A 17,424-nucleotide genomic window follows, 5' to 3' on the forward strand; every position below is an offset into this window, starting at 1 on the left:
GCCCGGTGAACTCAGTTTGCGTTTTTTGGGCAGATTAGCCAATTCTTTACTCTCCCGCCATTTTTGGCTTGCACTGAATCACTAATTTCGGCGCATGGAACTTCAACTGATTGACTTTCTCAATCATGGCATCCTTCCATTTGTGGGCCGCTCGGCAGAAGTTGAGCGGGTCATGGGGCTGTGGCGTGGAAGCAGTGAGTTCCACCGCCTTCGCGCCATGCTGATATCGGGGGAGTCGGGGATTGGGAAAAGCCGATTGATTGAAGAGATCACCCCTCGCATCTCGCAGCAAGGGGGTGCGGTGTTGCACACCAAGCTCTATCCTGAATCCTCCACCTCCATTGCCTCGCTGCAGGCACGCGCGCTCCGTTTCCTGAACACCCGCCGCGGGCTGATGGTGGATGAACCGGAAGAAAAACTCCTTTCGGTCATCTCCTCCCTTCGCCGCCTTACCCGGCTGCGCCCCACCCTGCTGATTATCGAGGACATCCACCTGCTGAACACCGAAACCACCAGCGAGCTGGCGATGATGCTGGAGGCAATCAGCGACGAGCAATTGTCGGTGCTTTGCTTGGCGCGCCCGGTGGAGCTAAGCGTGCGGGGAATTTTGGAACGCTACTTGGTGGATGAGATTGAACTGAAAGGGCTGAACAGCGATGAGATTGCCACCATCTGGGAGCAGCTGTTTGGGCTGACCCCGCCGCCAGAAATTTTGCATCAGGTCCAAAGTGCCACCATCGGCAACCCGCTGGCGTTGCGTTCGGCACTGCGCGGGGTTGTCAAGTCCGGCGCATTGACCCACGACCCGCTTAGCAACACGTGGCGGACCACCATCGCTGCCGATGCCTTTGGGCAGATTGTCCAGCGGAACGTTCGGGTGCTCTCCGAAGGGTTGGCGGCGCACCTTACCCCAGATGCACGGCAGGCCGCCGTGAAGATCGCCGCGTTGGGCGAGGTCTTCTCCCGCGAGGCCGCCTGGGCCGTCAGCGACAACAACGATAGCATGATTGAATCGCTGGGATTTCGGGGGATCATCATTGCCTCCAACACCCCGGTTGCCCCCATCAGCGGTGCGGCAAGCGGGCTTCCGGTGATGGCCTTTGCCCACACGATCCTCCATAACCATCTTATCCGGCAAGGAAGCCACGATGTTCAACGGCTGATCCAGATTATTGCCTCGGATATCCCACTCTACTCGGTTGTTCCATTCCAGCTGATTAGCGAATCGGCAATCGCCCCCACCCTTTCGCCGGAAGAAGCCTACCGCGCCGTGATGCGTGCCATTGAGGTAAGCTGCCTGCTGGATGCAAGCTCCGACTGGCGATTGGCAATGGCCCCGTGGCGCGCCGCGCAAGCAATCAAGGAAGCCTACCAACCGGTTTGGAGCAAGCTGCAGGACCTTACCCTTTCTGCCGAACTCCTATCGGCACGGCTGATGCTGCTTCGCCGCACCGAAAGCCATGATGAGTACGAGCGGTTGGTGATGGAACTGCTGCAACTCACCAACGAGCCAGCCCCCGACCCGATACTGGAATACCGCTTGCTGGCGTTCACCTACTTGCACTCCTTGGGCCGGCGGAAGGATACGCACCTTTGCCACCAGGCTTGGGGATTTTCCCGTTCGTTTGTGGAGCGGCACCCGCAGCTTCGCTACACGCCACGCTACATCAGCTACTTGGATTCGGCGGCCCGGTCCATGCTCTACATGGGGGAGTTCGAGACGCTGCGCCAGATCGAGCGGGAGCTGTCGGAGCTTGCCGCAAGCCCCCACGTTACCGACGATTATCGCTACCTGGCCAAGCATAAAGTCGCCGTCCATTTCTTGGATATGTTCGACACCGAGGAGGAACTGCAGGAGCGGCTGAAGCTCCTTGCCGACCTTGAAGCCCACAGCGATGAACGGAAGATGAGCTTCCTGATTTTCAAGCTGGGGTTCCTTGTGGACATTGGCCAGATGGAGGACGCGCTCAGGACCTCCGCCGAAGCATTGCAGCTTTTCCGCGAGCGTGGCCTTACCCACAACCTGTTCTACGGGTCGCTGAACCGCTTGTGCGCCGTGGCCGCGTTGGGGGCGGAGCTACCCACCGTGGAAGCGGAAATGATGCGCCTGTGCGGCGAAGCTCCCCGCGACATCAGCCACCGGTTCCAAACGTTTGCCGAAGCGGCGTTGGTTGAGCTTGGGTTGCTGCACGGGGATCGCCAATGGCTGCGCCAAGCCATTGCCCAGCGGCGGTTGCGGCTTGATTCCTTGCGACCCGAATCGCAAGCACTGCTGCGGCTGGAGGAAGGGGTGGAATGCGAAACTTTATCAACAAGCATCCACCTTACCTCCCCAAGGCTGAAACCGTTGCTGGAAACCTGGATCAACCCCCAGCTTCCCGATTCCGGCACTGCCGAGACGATGGCCCGATCCGCACTTCGCGCCCCAATTCTGCGGGTGCAGGATTTGCTGGAACGGAGGGCCGTGCTGGGGATCATCGTGGCGCTGGAGCAACGGATCGGAAAAGGGAGCCTGATCCCCAGGCTCCACGACGATATCATTCATGCCGTCGAGCTAACTCTACATTGGCTAAGCGAGCGGAAGCTGTTCCCCTACATGCAACCGATCCTGGCGTTGTTCGGCAAGTATCTTCCCAAAGGTGTGGAGGGATCGTGGCAAAACCGGATGGGGCAACTGAAGGCCGCGCAAGCCAGCGCGCAACCGCTGGGCACCCAACGGCAGCGGACGGAACTGACAATGCTTGGCTCCATCGAGTCGGGACCGGAGGGTGGGGAAACGTCGCCGGTGCGTGGTGCGCGGCTGCGTGCGCTGCTTGGGGTGATGGTGGCCGACAGGATGTTAGACGAGCGATTGGATTACCGCGAGTTTTGCCACATCGTCACCGGAATTGATGACGACCCAGACCGTGCGCGCAAAACCTTGAACGGCATTGTGTTCCGGCTGCGCGAAATGCTTGGCCATGAGGTCATCAACACCGAATCGGAAACGCCGGAACTGAATCTGGGCTGCGTGGATGTGGATATTCTGCGTGCCCACCAGCATATCCAGCAAGCCACCGCGGCATTGCGCAGCGAGTCGCTTATCCGTGCGCAGCGGGAGCTTCTGAAGGCGTTGGAATACACCAGCGGCGAAGTCCCCTTCCCCGGTTTGTACGAAGCGTTCTTCGAAGCCGTCCGCGATGACTTCGAGGGGAATATCCGCTCGCTGATCTTGAAGGTGTCGCGCCACTTGGTGAACGAACGGGACCTGCGAAGTGCCGAGGAATTGCTCCGCCCGGGTTTCAGCGCAATGCCGAACGACGAGGAGCTTGCCGACCTGCTGTACCAAACGCTTCGCCAACTTGGCAAACGCGCCGATGCCGAGCGGGTACGGATGAAATTAAGCGAAGCAATGGCCTCGTAATTCCCCGCCGAAACGGTGGGAAGTGAATAATCAAAAAAAAAACAGCACAGAAAAGGGAACGCAATTTGCGCTCCCTTTTCTACGTTTTTACGGCTACCTTCATGCAACAGGAACTTGCCACCCAAATCAATGGTGGAATTATTGGTGCTGGAGTGAGCCCCCCTCTTCTACCGCAGAGCTTTTTCCACGGCAGCGTCAAGGTCGTTGTGGCGCAATCCGTGGGCGATAGCAATGCCGTTTTTATCAATAATCCAAGTGTCGGGGATATACTCAATCGCATAAACCGACAGCGGGCCGGTTGATTCGCCGGGGTCGAAGCCATGCACCCAATCCATATTTTCTGCGGCGATATACTCCTTCCACTCCTTTTCCCCAAAATCTGCCGAAATACTGAACAGCACAAAATCATCACTGCGGTATTTATTCCATAAATCTTTGAATTCAGGAATTGAGGCGATGCAAGGCGCGCACCACGTTGCCCAAAAATCCAACACCACTACTTTCCCTTTGAATTGGCTGAGCTTCACCGTGGCTCCATTCTGATCCTTCAGCGTAAAATCGGGGGCAGGCTTGCCAAGCTCTGGCCTGACGGCAATGATGGGGCCCGTTGTTACGGCATTATCGGCGCAAGCGGCAAATGCCACGCCAATGGCCAGTGCCAACAGCATTCGGTTCAGGTTGCGAAGGGCTATCATTGGAGATGTTGAAATTGTGAATAATGGACTGGAGGAAAACCCCGACATGAGCGAATAGTTGCGCCTGTGCCTCCTGCTCGAATCGTTCATCGGTGGCCGGATTTCCATCACCTCCTTCTAATTTCTTCCATCAACATTTTTGCCAGCTTTGGTGGGTTGCTGCTGGTTATCTGAACCTTCGGCGTTTCATGCCAACGGGCGCACTCGATAATTGCCGAAGCAACATCGTGGATTATTTCTGACGTGAGTTCTACGCCCGGTTCAAGATGGAAGGATTTAATCTCAAATATCCCCTCCTTCCGGTGTGCTTTGGGGTCTAATCGCCCGATTAAATTTCCACGCCACAAGATTGGGAGCGTGAAATAGCCATACTTCCGTTTTGGCCCGGGGGTGTAGCATTCAATCCGGTAATCGAAGCCGAACATTGCAAGCGCTCGCTCGCGGTCCCAAACCAATGGATCGAATGGAGAAAGCAGAGTGGCGTGGGAAGGGGTGAGCTTCCCAGCAATCGCTTGCTTGGCCAGCGCAAGATTATCGGGATGGACGAACGCTTTGGCCGGGAACCCCTCAACATCGGCGCGAAGCAACTCACCCCGCTCGGCAAGATTTTCCACAACCGGAATTGTCTCCCCTTTTTTTGTGCGGAAATAATCGGCAACCCAGCGTGCGGTCGTCACCCCCAATGCTTTTACCGCTTTGCGTGCAAACTGCTCCATCACTTCGTTGGTGCTTGGCATTGCGGAGTCGTCCCAATCGGGAAGCAGCCGCTGGCGAAGGTCATACACTCGTTGGAAATTTTGCCTTCGGGCAATCATCAATTCTCCGGCGGTGAACATCATCTCCAACGCTCGCTTTTCCGGTTTCCATTCCCACCACGTTCCGCCCCGGGTTCCGCTGGCCTTAAAATCCACGGACCGCGCCGGGCCGTTGCTGCGGATATGCTCCATCACGCGCTCAACCTCGGGGCGGTGGCGTTCCATCCAGGCATGGGAGTATTTCCATCCAAGCGACCCGGGGTCCACCATGCGGTGGCGGTACAGGGGGTAATCCTCGATTGGAATAAAGCAGGCTTCGTGCGCCCAATATTCGAACAATCGCCGTTCGGCCAAATGCTCCTCTAACCATGCCGGATGGTACGCCCCCAAGCGGCTCCAAAGCACCAGATACGGGCTTCGGGCCACCACATGGATGGTGTCAATCTGAAGAACCTGCATCCGTTGGATTGCTTTCAGGACATCGTGCTTCCCAGCAGTTTTTGCCGGCGGGCGGTCCAGCCCTTGCGCCGCAAGCATCAAATTGCGGGCGGAGTGGTGAGTGAAATTGAGCATTAGGTTATTGGTTATTTACAGGGTGAGTCGCACAATTGGCGATACCGCCCGGGCGGGGGAAGCGTGGCGGCAATCGCCTCGCCAGGTTTCAGCGGAACCTTCACCAGCACGCTTACCGAACGCTGCTGCGCCATGTCAACATTTTCCTGCGAGACCGCGCGGCCAACCCCGGTAACACGCAGCAAGCCCACCTTCTTCAGTTCCCGATAATCCTCCACCTGTTCTTCCCACAATTTATCCAGCAGCACCGCCGTGTGGTACGCCCGAAGCTGGCTCAGCAATTGATTCCCTCCAGATTTTGAATCGCGAAACCGCGTCTGGTTCCGCAAAATTCCTTGCTCGATGTATGGGCTGCCAGCAGTGTCTATCTTCACAAAACTGCTGTTCAGGTCAATGTCCGGGCCGGTGTATCGGCAGGAGCCATCCAGCGGGCGGGGGTCGGTCCAGCCAACAACATCAACTTCCACCAGCTTGCCATCGCGGACCGCACGTTGGACGCAGTCGTACTCCAACGCCGAGCGCATTGCGTCCACCAGCTTCACAAATGCCGAATCAACTTCGCGGACGCGGGGCTCGCGGATTTTGGGATCGTTCAATTCGGCAAGGGCAATGCAGTTGCTGAAGGGCTGCCGCGTGGCCACCACTTGCGGCGCGGTGTATTTCACGGCGTAGGTGTACAGCTCATTGCTTTCGCAGGGGGATTCCGGTGCCGGATGGTCCAAAGCCAAGCAAGATTGATCGCCAGGAATTGCCGAAGCGCAGGGGGCAAGCCCAGCAAACTTTGCCGTTGTTGGACACCAATATCCGGTGACAAAAAAGCGGACATTCTTGATGCGGAAATCTTGCACACACCCCACGCTGCGCAGCGCGGCGGTGTCCCACAAATAAAGCGTATGCGCCAAACGGCGGCCACACAGAAGGTCAATGGAAAGGGTGTCGGTTGAGGTGATAAAGCCAGGCCGTGGCGATTGCGCGGTGACGATCAATTCGCGGAAACGGCGGTCGGTTGCGGACCCGCTGGTTTTTCCCAGTGGGATTGTCGCCTCGCCGCTTCCATCGGATTCCACACTGCTTCGCTCCCCGGTTTGGCGGTCGGTGATGAAGACGGTGGTGCGGATCGGATCGGTCTTGTCCTCCCCCGCCACCCGGGTCCGAAGCTGCACGCTAAGATAGACCCTGTCCCCCTTGCTGCTTGGAATCGCTACCCCGTAGATGTCGAAATCTTTCGTCCCCCCCGCGCTGCTTCGGTTGGAGGAGAACAGGAGCTGCGCTCCCCCGGGCGAAAACAGGGGATGCCCTTCGTCGGAACCTGCTTTGTTTACCCCGGCAAATGGGGCTGGTTCGGGGCGGCCTGTTATGGTTCCCGTCGCGCCATCTATCTGCGCCCTCCAGATGTCGTAATCGCCGGTCGCGGTTTGGTTGGTGGCATAGTAGAGATAGCCGTCATCGCCAATCGTTGGGGTCTGCTCCGAATACTCAGGGGTGTTGATTCCATCAAGCGGAACCGGTGTGGACCAGCGTCCGTTTTCTTGGCGGCGGGAGGTGAAAAGATCAGTTTTCTGGCTCCCCGGGAATCGGCGGTCGCTGGCGAAGTAAAGCGTTTTTCCGTTGGAGGAGAGTGCCGGGGTGTCGTCCCATGCATCGCTGTTCAGCTCATCCACGCGGCGGACGCTCCAGGCCCCGTCGCGGTTGGCGTGCATTTCATACAGGTCGTTGTCGTGATACTTCCCATCCACCGTCCGATTGCTAACAAACAGGCCGTTGGCGGTTTCGCAGACGGGAAATGCTGGCGCGCCGTCCATCACCACCGCCGCGTTGTCGAAGTTCACCACATTCAGGGGGAACGGAAGCGTTTCGGCCTGGCTGGAAGAAATCGGAACGTGCACCAGCCGCCGCGAACGCGCCTGCTGGAAACCATCGCTGGTGGTGAACCAAAATTCTGTTCCCCCTCCTTCAACGTACCGGAAGGCGGCGGCGTAATCATCCCCGGCGGTGTTGGCGGTTCCGTAGGGAACCTCCTGGGCAATCGCCGGAAGCAAGGCAACGCAGAAGAAGAGAGGGAAAAGTATCAGTCGCATCGGCATAACGATTTTGGATGGTCGGTTGGGAAAAAGATCATCGGCACGATGACAGTTTTTCTATATCGGATAACAGATCTCGAAGCAGACCTCCGGCACGGCGTTGGCGGGGTCGTTGGTGCGGTCCAGGCGGATGGTGCGGATCCACATCACGGCGCAGAACTGCCTTCCGAACAACTCGAACGTCAGCAGAAGAACATCCCCTTCCTGGACCCCGGTGATGGTGGAGGTTCCTTGCCCATCGCACTGTGCCGAGTAGCCCACGGCGCGCTGGCAGATGTTCTCGGTTTGCGACAACCGGATGTTGTCAATCCGGCGGAACTTGGCGAACGGATTCCCCCCCGTCGGGTTTCCCGAGCGCAACGTCACGCTGGTTGGCGCGGCGTTGCTGTTGAAAGCATCGGCATAAATCGCCAGCGAATCCTTGATGTCGCGCGGTTCCGAAAGGAGCGACCCACCTTCAATCAACCGAACCCCCACCTTGTACTCCCCCCCTTTCGATCCCCATTGCTTGTAGCAGTTATCGTTGAACCGAAGGCAGGGGAATTTGGCTTTGCCGCTTAGCTGAATCGTTGCCGGGCTGCAGGCCGGAAGCCCCGTGATGGAAAGCTCCCCCGTGAAGTCTTCTCGCTTGGGATTATTTCTGTTGCCGTCTGGCGGCCAGTAGTCGGTGGTGGTTGGAAGGAACCGGACCTGGAAGCAATCGGTTTCCCCGGGATCAAGGATTAGGCTGGCCGGTTCCACCTCGAACAACGTTCCGCCGGCAGTGATTGCTGCGGTTGCGGTCATCTGGCAATCGCCAGTGTTGGTGATGCAGTAGCGTTTCACCTCGGTCGGGTCGTCCTGGCCAACACACTGCTGCAAGGTGCTGTCAATGGTGACCAGTGTGGTGTCGCTTGGGGTGCGGTCCACCGTGCAAACCCCTTCGCCGCCGCGCCCGCGGAAGTTCACCAGCAACTTGTTCGGGCAATTGGTCACGGTGCCGTCGGGGTTGCGAAGTTGGATGCTGTAGATCAACTGCTTCACATACGTTTTCCGCTGCTGGGGCGCGAACCGCACCGTCATGGAATTGATGGATCCGCCGGGCGGGATCACCCGTTCGGTCACGCTTCCTCCATTTAGGGAAAGGAGCGTGAACTCACCATCGTTCTGGCTTTGGTCCAGTCGCAGAACCATCTGGCAGCGGTCGCTGGTGTTGCGGACCGCGCCAAGTGGGATGTCAATCTGCTCCTGCGCATTGGTGCAAACGGTGTCCTCGGTGGTGGCCGATGGATAGTCAACCGTCAGGCTGCTGGTGGGGCAATCGCACAACTGCGTTTTCACTGCCTCCACATTAATTCGGACGTTGCTGACAAAGCACTGCTGGGCGTTGGCAAGCCCCGTAATCGTGGCGTTGAAGCTGTTTTGCGAAGGGGGAGTTCCCGGTGGAAAGTTGAAGGTGTAGCAGATGCGGAAACGGGCGTTTGGGGGGATTGGTGTGTTCAGCGGAGCAGCCGCGCCATTCAGGAACAACGCCGTCTGGGTGTTCTGCGGCAGCGTGGGGTTGGCCGCCAAATTCAGGGCAAGGGTGAAGCCGCTGGTGTTGACGTAATCGGGGGTGCAACCGGTGATCGAGGTCTCGCGGTTCAGATCCACAAACAGGTCCAGCACCTCGCTTTCAACATCGCCGCAACGGATATCCCTGCGGCGGTCGAAGTTGTAGATGACGGTGGTGTCAAGGCAAACCGCAACGGAGTCGAAGATGATTGCGGCCCCGGCAAATTCGGCGGTTGTTGGCGGGGTCACCTCGAACACAACAAACGTGTTGGGCCGCGCCAACGGAACCGGTATCTGGGCCTTAAAAATTCCTCTGCCATCCTGCGCCATCGCCTCGAATGGGGTCAGCGGGAACCCAGGCTCGCTAATGGCCCAGCGAACCGCCGCGCCGGCAACCGGGCGTTGCCCGCCATCGCGGACCTCCACCCGCGTCTCCATTTGCCGGGTGACGTCGGTTGGTTCGGTGGGCGTTTGGCAGCTAAGCCCAACAATGGCAAGCAGCAGCGAAATCGCGCGGCGAAGGATGGAGTATGCGTTGGTTACTGATTTCATGTTGGCAACATAATAGGCGTTGTTGGATTCCCCTACGGCGCGGTGACGAAGTTCCACTACCAGACCTTCCACCCAAATTTCAGCAGCACGGTGTGGGCAGTGTTGGTGTTTTGGATAAAGAAATTATCGGGATTGCCAGTTACATCCGGTGGGCAAGTTGGGCAGGGGGTCCGCAGGTTCAGCCGCAGGTAGCGGTAGGCAAGGCTTGCGGTCAGGAAATCAGCAATCGGAAGGCCCAGGCCGGCGCCAACAAAATACTCCCCATACTCATCGGGGTTCACCGAAGGATTACGCCCCGCACCATCGAAGCCAGTGCTGAAAATGATTCCCCCCTCGGCAAACAAAAATGGAGTAAATCCCCCCGAAGCGCGGCGTTTCTCCCGCACCAGATAGACGGTGCTGTCGCGGCTGCCGGCGGTGGCCGTTTCAACATAATCCTCCCCGGGGCCGGGGGCTGGGGATTCGCCAGGAAGCCGGAATTTGCAGGGGCCGGGAAGGAAATCGCGGGCATCTTCAAGGCTGCTGGATTTCCCCAAACTCCATCGCACATGCCCTTGCACCGGGAACCGCGTCCGTCCGTTCTCGGCAATCACCCCGCCGCCAACGGCAAAATCCAGATTCTTCGCAAGCTCCCAAATGCTGATAAGAAGCTCCCCCCCCACGTAGATGCTGTTGAACCCAACTTCCCGCTGCGAAGTGTCCTTTCCGCCATATCCCCCCAGCGCGGTAATCTCAAAAAAGCCAGTCCCTTCCTCCTTTAGCCCGGTCTCGCGGAAGAATTCACGCGCGGGAAGAACCGGAACCACCAGCGGCTGGCCGCCAATCCCCAAGCTGGCCATGCTGAAGGATTCCACATCCTGCAACCGGACGGTGGTGTCGGCGCAGCCGGTTGCGGTGCGGTATCGCAGCAGCAGCCCTTGCTCCTCGGCACCGAAGGCCGTTAGCATGACACGTTTTGCCGAAAGGCAATTGCGAAGCGGAGGGCGGTTGCGAAGGATCACGTCCATGTCACCACCGGAACGGGGCGACGGCGGCGGGCACTCGCGGCACTCATCGGCGGGCTGGGCCGTGGCCACCAGAGCGGCAAGCAGCGAACAGAGGAAGAGCACGAAAGAACAACGAGCAATCATCGGGCATCCCCAGATTAGATTCCGTGGCAAAGAAGGAGGCTAAGCGGTGCAGCAGTGGCCGCAAAGCTACCGTGCCGCAACAACAATGGAAAGAAGAAATTTGGGTGTGGGATGCTTTTTTCCGGGAGCTGCGGGAAGGCGTGCGGCGGGTTTACCATTCCGCGCTGGTTGACTGTTGGCTGGGGGTGGCTGGCAAAGATTTCCGCATCCGGCGCAGATTTCCGAAAAAAAAATCTTCTTCCCCTGGTTGTTCATTTCGCCAATTGCTTAACTTCTGCGGCCTTTTCTTGTACGCTTCGTTCCTTCCTTCAAGCAAACCAAATCTCCGCAAACAGCATGAAAGCAGTCATCATGGCAGGCGGGTTCGGCACACGGTTGCGTCCGCTTACTTGCAACGTTCCTAAGCCAATGGCACCAATGGTAAATCGCCCAATGATGCACCACATCGTCAACGTGCTCACCGATCTTGGCATCCGGGAAATCGTCTCGTTGCTCTACTATCAGCCGGAGGTTATCACTGCCTACTTCGGCAATGGTTCGGCCTTTGGCATTGATATGCACTACGTCCAATCGGAAGCCGATTTCGGGACGGCAGGGTCGGTCCGCAACGCCCACGAGTTTCTGGACGAACGATTCATCATCATCAGCGGCGACGTGCTGACCGATATTGATCTGGCAAAAGCCATTGCCTATCACGAAGAAAAAAACGCACGCGCCACCATCGTCCTTACCCGCGTCCCCGACCCCCTGGCCTTTGGCGTGGTGATGACCAACGACGAAGGAAAGATCACCCAATTCCTGGAAAAACCACAGTGGGGGGAGGTCTTCAGCGACACGATCAACACCGGCATCTACATTCTTGAGCCGGAGGTGTTGGACCTTATCCCCTTCAAGCGGGATTACGATTTCTCCAAGGACCTTTTCCCCCAGATGCTTCGCGACGACTTGGGGCTGTTCGGCTACATTGCCGACGGGTACTGGCGCGACATCGGGAACTTGAACGAGTATCAAACCGCCCAGATGGACATCCTTGCCGGCCGCGTCAAGGTGCGGATTCCCGGGACAAAGCTGGGCCACGTCCACATGGGGGAACAGAGCGTGGTGGCCGACGGCGTGACGTTCGACGGCACGGTGGTTCTGGGCGATGGCGTGACGGTGCAGCAAGGGGCGTACATCAGCAACTGCATCATTGGGGATGGGTGCGAGATTGAGTCGGGCGCGCGGCTAAGCAACACCGTTGTTTGGGAACGCTCCACCATTGGGTCCAACGCCTTGCTTGCCGACGACGTGCTGTGCAACGATGTGGAAATCGGGCGGGATGTGGTGGTCCATGAGAATGTTTTTATTGCCGACCGCTGCCGGATTGGCGACGGCGCACGGCTTCTTTCCAACATCAAACTCTGGCCCGACAAGGAAGTGGAATCGCGCGCAATCCTTTCCACCAGCATGGTGTGGGCCGACCGCTGGTCCCGGGCGTTGTTCACCGATGCAAGGGTCAGCGGATTGTCGAACGTTGAGATGAACGCGGAGTTCGCGGCCAAGTTAGGGTCCGCCTTTGGGGCATATGCCGGCAAAGGCCGAACCGTGGTCATCAGTCGCGATGCCGACAACGTTTCCCGGATGATTAACCGCGCCATGATTGCCGGGCTGATGTCCGCCGGGGTCCATGTCAACGACCTTCAGCGGCTTCCAATCCCGATCACCCGTGCCGAGCTGCTGAACGGGAAGCAGGCCGCAGGGGTCCATATCCGTAAATCCCCCAACGACCGCCGCAAAACGGACATCATCTTCTTTGATGGCGACGGGAAGGATATGCCGACCGGGAAAACCAAGTCTATCGAACGGCTCTTCTTTGGCGAAGAATATGGCCGCGCCCGCTACGACGAAGTTGGGAGCATCTACTTCCCGGAACGAACCAACGAATCATACCTTGCCCGATTCTTGCAATCGCTGGACGAAGTGGCAATCCGCGACGCACGTTTCAAGGTGGCGTTCGACTTCAGCTACGGCGTGGCAAGCACCCTGATGCCGAATATCTTGAGCGCGCTGGGGCCGGAAGTCATCTCGCTGAACGCATACCTTGACCCCAGCCGCATGACCCGCGAACGGGAGGAGATGATGGCCGCGCAGGGGAAGCTCGGTGAGGTTGTCACCTCGTTGGGGTATGACTTTGGGTTTATCATTGACCCCGGTGCCGAGCGGATCAATGTGGTTTCGGAAACCGGGGAGGCAATCCATAACTACCGGCTTCTTTCCATCGTCACCAAGCTCTTTCTGGAAGCCAATCAAGGGAGCGTCAAGAAGATCGCCGTGCCAATCCTTGCCTCGCGCGAGGTGGAGATGATTGCCGCAGATTACGGGGTGGAGTTGGTGTACACGAAGAACAACCACTCAGCAATGATGGATGCCACAAAGGACCCCGATGTCTCCTTTGTTGGCGGGACACGCGGCGGATTCATCTTCCCGAACTTCCTGTTCTCGGTGGATGGAATGTTTGTGGCGGCCAAGATTATGGAGATGTGCGCCCGCACCGGAATGACGATTGGGCAACTCCATGCCGAGCTTCCCCGCCGCGCCGTCACCGAACGGTCCATTGAATGCCCGTGGGAGGTGAAAGGCCGGGTGATGCGCCACGCCATGAACCACAGTGAAGGGGAACGGCGGATACTGGTTGACGGGGTGAAAATGTTCCTTGATGATGATTGGGTGATGCTGATTCCCGACAAAGAACGCCCCCTGTTCCACGTGGTGGCCGAAACCGACGAGGCCGAACGCTCGGCCCAACTTGCACAGCAGTACGAACGCTTGGTGCGTGAGTGGAAGGAGGGGTGAAACGATAGCAATCGATGACGCGCTGCGCCAATCCGCCCCCCCCGATGCACCAAGCGGAGCATTCCCCCCGGGGGGCAACGCGGCGGAAGCGCTGGCGATTGGTTCGCGCCAAAAACTTTTTTTCAGGGCTTGCTTGGTATCTCGCAATCATTCTGCATTTTTGCAGCCCAATAGTAATCCTCTCTCGCTCATCAACGGTGATGTGCGCCTGCTTCCTAAAGGTTGGCGTGTCGGTTTTCGGGATAGTTAGAGATGGTGATTTGTCAACCTTGTAGAAACGGCTCATTCACACAAACAACCTTGAGTCTTGGGGTCATTGTCTTCCCTACCGACAGTTTCCGTTGAAGCCACCGATCCTCCGTTTCTCATATTTCCCGTACCGGGAAGGAAGTTAGTTTCATGTCAATTAAGTTGTACGTAGGGAACCTTCCCTACAAAACCACAGGCGACGACCTGAACGATCTGTTCTCGCAGGTCGGCGAAGTTCTCTCCGCTTCGGTCCTTGAGGATCGCGAAACCGGACGCTCACGCGGGTTCGGTTTTGTGGAGATGGAATCGCGCGAGGCCGGCAACGAAGCAATCGAGCGTTTCAACAACGCTGATTACCAGGGCCGCAACCTTGTGGTGAACGAAGCCAAACCACGCGAAGAGCGTGGCGGCGGCGGTCGTGGATTCGGCGGCGGCGGTGGTCGCGGCGGATTTGGCGGCGGTGGCAACCGCGGTGGCGGTGGCTACGGCGGCGGCAACCGTGGCGGCGGCGGCGGCGGACGCTGGTAATCCAGTTTTTCGCAAACGCAAAACGAACAAGCCCCGGCAGAGTGCATGCTCTGCCGGGGCTTGTTGCTTTTTCCGGATTATGGATTCCCCCGGAAGCCATGCCTGCACGTGCGCGATTACTCCCCCACCACTGCCACAACAACGCTGGCATTCCCTTGCTGGCCTTGCAGGGTTACGCGATAGCTTCCCGACGGCAGGCCCGCAAGCTCCATCTTCCATTGATGCTCCCCACGCTGGTTCCAACCCACACGCTGCTGGCGCACCAGCTGGCCATGGACGTTCCATAACTGCAAGGTGACCTCCGCCGGACGGGGGAGCGTGGCCGCCACAGTTAAGGCATGGCTGGCGGGGTTAGGGAAGCAGCGCAGCCCCCACTCCCCTTCGCTTTCCTGTTGGCCAACACTGCTGCTTCCGGCGGCCTTTTCTTCCATGATGATCGGCTGGAACCCCAGCCGCACCCCAAACCGGTTGTTCGCCACCGGATGCGTGGTGACGTTGGGCGTAACCTGCTCAAGCGTGCTGACGATGGTGGTGATTACCACGCTGTCGGCAGCGATTGCCAGCGTCACTTCTTCGCCGTTCGGGGTGCCGGGGTTGTCGGTGACGGGGGTGGCCTCGCTCCAAAGAATTAAGCAGGGCGTTCCCCGTTTCCGCTGGAACTTGTAGCAGCGGGTGTGCTGGCTTGTGCCAACCGGAATCCGCTCCACCGAAGTGAAGTCGTGGAGTTTCTCGATCAGCATTCGCATGGTGTGCAGGACCGGCTTCGGCGCGTAGTTGCTGGCTTTGTCGCCAACGATTCCGGTATATCGCCAGGGTTGGCTGAAGAAGTAGAGCGGATGGGTGCTTTGGAAATCGTTGGAAAGGGAGAACATCGCCCGTTCGGCCCCTTCCCCAAACGTGGTGGCGAAGCATTTGACGGCATCGCGCGCGGTCTTGGCGTTGTACCACGCGGTGACCGCTGGGTCCTTTGCGTTCAGTTTGTCGCGTAGTTGGGCAAAGCTGCTAACGGTGCTGTTCGGCAGGTCCCGGTTGGCCGAGTCGCCACCGATGAACTGGGTGAACCCGTCGTGCGGAAGAACATCGGTAAGGACGCTGGACCACATATCATCAATAAAAATCGGCTTGTTCGGGGCGTAGGTTCGGACGAATTTCAGCGATTGATCGGTGGCCTGCCAGCCAAAATGCGGATGCCAGCCGATGTAGTCGCATTTCACCCCGCCAACGTCGCTCCCAAGCTGCTGCATCAGGAAAACGGTGCTGTCGAAACTGTGGCGGTAGATGCTTTTCCCCAAGTTGGCTCCGTTCAGCCGCGCTTGGGTTGTGGGACCATCAACGGCGGGGTAGTCGGGGAAGTCGGAATAGAGGTCGAAGAACAGCCCGCCGCTTCCCACCAGCTTGGTTTGGCCGGTTGGGTCGGCCTCGCGCATTGCCTCCCACGTGATGCGGTGCAGGCGGATCAGATTCACCATGTTGTCCTCCCAATATCCGTTCCCCTGTGCTTCCCCCTGGTCCCCTTTTCCGTCGCCGCCGAAATAGGTTTCCTGCATCATCACATAAAACCGGACGGGGATTTTCAAGCCAGGCATATCGTTGATGCCGTCGCCATCGTAGCGTTCCACCAGTGCCTTGATGTAGTTCCGCCAGTGAGGTTCGTGGGCGGGGTCGGGGGCGCATTCGTCGTTGCCGAATCCATCAATGCAGGCGGTGTTCCCCACTTGGGACCATGGGGCGTTGGGGGTAAGGTTAAACACCAGCTCGAACCCGTTGCGTTGCAGCCTCCGCACCCAGGAATCGGTGTTCGTGAAGTTGATCGCGGCGTTTTCGTTTGGCTGCATCCCGTTCCACCCCCCGCCAATTTCGTTGACGTTAATTGCCCCCAACTTCTGCTGGGGGGCGGCGGCGTAGGCAAGCCTTGCCATCAGCGTGTCGTGCTGGGCCTCGGTGGCAAACGGAGGCTCAATCTCGATATACTCAAACCCGAACCTCCAGTCGGCAATTTGGGAATAGAGGTGGTTGGGAAGCAACGGAAGCAGAAGCCCCATCGCCCAGGCCAGTACGCCGAATCGAACATTCTCCATGATTGATCCCTCCGCTTATCAGTATGGTGACACCCCGTGCAGACCCCTACGAAGCGAAAGTACGGAAGGGAACAACAACTGCCGAGCGTGCGGCAGGATTTTCTCCTATCTCCACACGCCGGCAGATATTCCCTTCCCCCCCCACTGTTTATCGCTTACTTGTTATGCTTCCGCGCCTGCTCCAAGAAGGCTTCTGCGGCTGGGCTGTAGGGGCTTTTGAACGTTGCTGGCCAGTTGCTTTTGTCGCTCCAGAGTTTGTTCAAATTCTCCCGGGTTCCGGCATCCCCTCCGGTGAATCCTTCAATCAGCGATTCCTGCCGTTGGATCAGCGTTTGCGCTTCCGCGCTTGCGGGGTCCACGCCGTTGGCGGCGGCTTCCTCGATGTCGGCAATAAGCTGCCCCCACGCCTGCTGCCCCTGTGTGATTGTTTCCGGAGTGGCGCGTTTCTCAATCGCGTCAAGTTGCTCTGGGGTGTAGTATTCCTTCACCCATTCGTTGTTTGTTGCCATGGTGATTACCTTGATGATGTTGATGATCGTTTCCGAATCGGGATCGTTTCCGGCGGCAACGGTTTCCGCTTGCTGGATTGCCCGAATTGCTTGCTCGATACGCCGCTGCTGTTCCTGCAGCAACGTCCGTTGCATTCGTAGCAGTTCGGCAAGGTTCAGCGTTTGTCCATCCAGCAGTTCCCGAATCTGGCGCAACGGAACGCCAATCCACTGCAGCGTGATGATCTGCTGCAGCCGCAGAAGGTCCGCATCGCTGTACAAACGGTAGCCCGCTTCGGAATGCCCGTGCGGTTTCAACAGCCCCAAGTGGTCGTAATGGTGAAGCGTCCGGACGGTCACCCCGGCCAACTTGGCAAACTGGCGTACGCGATAGATGCGTTCGTTCATCGGTGTTGAGCTATCGTTGAACAATCGTTGGAATAGCGTTGTTGCGTGGAAACAAGATACAGGCTCACGTCGCGTCAGGGTCAAGCCTTTTCGGGAAGGAATTTTGTGAAGGGGTGTAG

Annotated in this window: 11 protein-coding genes; 4 read left to right on the plus strand and 7 right to left on the minus strand. The window is 58.2% G+C overall.

What is annotated here, in order from left to right; translation table 11 throughout:
• Window positions 1-94: 94 nt before the first annotated feature.
• A complete protein-coding gene (locus IPM61_15490; protein ID MBK8912714.1) occupies window positions 95-3,403 on the plus strand; it encodes an AAA family ATPase in 3,309 nt (1,102 codons plus the stop codon).
• Between the two features lie 167 nt (window positions 3,404-3,570).
• On the opposite strand, the gene IPM61_15495 is transcribed toward IPM61_15490, so the two are convergent.
• The 5 genes from IPM61_15495 to IPM61_15515 all read right to left on the minus strand — a co-directional run bounded on the left by IPM61_15495 (window position 3,571) and on the right by IPM61_15515 (window position 10,722).
• Entirely contained in the window at window positions 3,571-4,098 is a 528-nt protein-coding gene (locus tag IPM61_15495; GenBank protein ID MBK8912715.1) for a TlpA family protein disulfide reductase, read from the minus strand.
• Between the two features lie 107 nt (window positions 4,099-4,205).
• A complete protein-coding gene (locus IPM61_15500; protein MBK8912716.1) occupies window positions 4,206-5,426 on the minus strand; it encodes a YcaQ family DNA glycosylase in 1,221 nt (406 codons plus the stop codon).
• Window positions 5,427-5,437: 11 nt separating this feature from the next.
• A complete protein-coding gene (locus IPM61_15505; GenBank protein ID MBK8912717.1) occupies window positions 5,438-7,510 on the minus strand; it encodes a PD40 domain-containing protein in 2,073 nt (690 codons plus the stop codon).
• A 54-nt stretch (window positions 7,511-7,564) separates the two neighbouring features.
• Complete coding sequence (locus tag IPM61_15510) at window positions 7,565-9,592, minus strand: hypothetical protein (GenBank protein MBK8912718.1); 2,028 nt, start codon at window positions 9,590-9,592, stop codon at window positions 7,565-7,567.
• Between the two features lie 56 nt (window positions 9,593-9,648).
• Window positions 9,649-10,722, minus strand: coding sequence for a hypothetical protein (locus IPM61_15515; GenBank protein ID MBK8912719.1), 1,074 nt, complete (start codon window positions 10,720-10,722; stop codon window positions 9,649-9,651).
• Between the two features lie 71 nt (window positions 10,723-10,793).
• On the opposite strand from IPM61_15515, the gene IPM61_15520 reads away from it, so the two are divergent.
• The 3 genes from IPM61_15520 to IPM61_15530 all read left to right on the plus strand — a co-directional run bounded on the left by IPM61_15520 (window position 10,794) and on the right by IPM61_15530 (window position 14,331).
• Complete coding sequence (locus tag IPM61_15520; GenBank protein MBK8912720.1) at window positions 10,794-11,126, plus strand: hypothetical protein; 333 nt, start codon at window positions 10,794-10,796, stop codon at window positions 11,124-11,126.
• Complete coding sequence (locus IPM61_15525) at window positions 11,059-13,554, plus strand: NTP transferase domain-containing protein (protein MBK8912721.1); 2,496 nt, start codon at window positions 11,059-11,061, stop codon at window positions 13,552-13,554. Before IPM61_15520 ends, IPM61_15525 begins: the two co-directional genes overlap by 68 nt.
• A 399-nt stretch (window positions 13,555-13,953) precedes the next feature.
• A complete protein-coding gene (locus IPM61_15530) occupies window positions 13,954-14,331 on the plus strand; it encodes an RNA-binding protein (protein MBK8912722.1) in 378 nt (125 codons plus the stop codon).
• Window positions 14,332-14,447: 116 nt separating this feature from the next.
• Here the strand turns inward: IPM61_15530 and IPM61_15535 are convergent, their stop codons facing one another.
• Both IPM61_15535 and IPM61_15540 read right to left on the minus strand, forming a co-directional pair.
• Complete coding sequence (locus IPM61_15535) at window positions 14,448-16,409, minus strand: hypothetical protein (protein ID MBK8912723.1); 1,962 nt, start codon at window positions 16,407-16,409, stop codon at window positions 14,448-14,450.
• A gap of 155 nt (window positions 16,410-16,564) precedes the next feature.
• Entirely contained in the window at window positions 16,565-17,305 is a 741-nt protein-coding gene (locus IPM61_15540) for a MerR family transcriptional regulator (GenBank protein MBK8912724.1), read from the minus strand.
• Window positions 17,306-17,424 lie beyond the last annotated feature (119 nt).

The organism is Chlorobiota bacterium (assembly GCA_016710285.1).
Taxonomy (GTDB): domain Bacteria; phylum Bacteroidota; class Ignavibacteria; order OLB7; family OLB7; genus OLB7.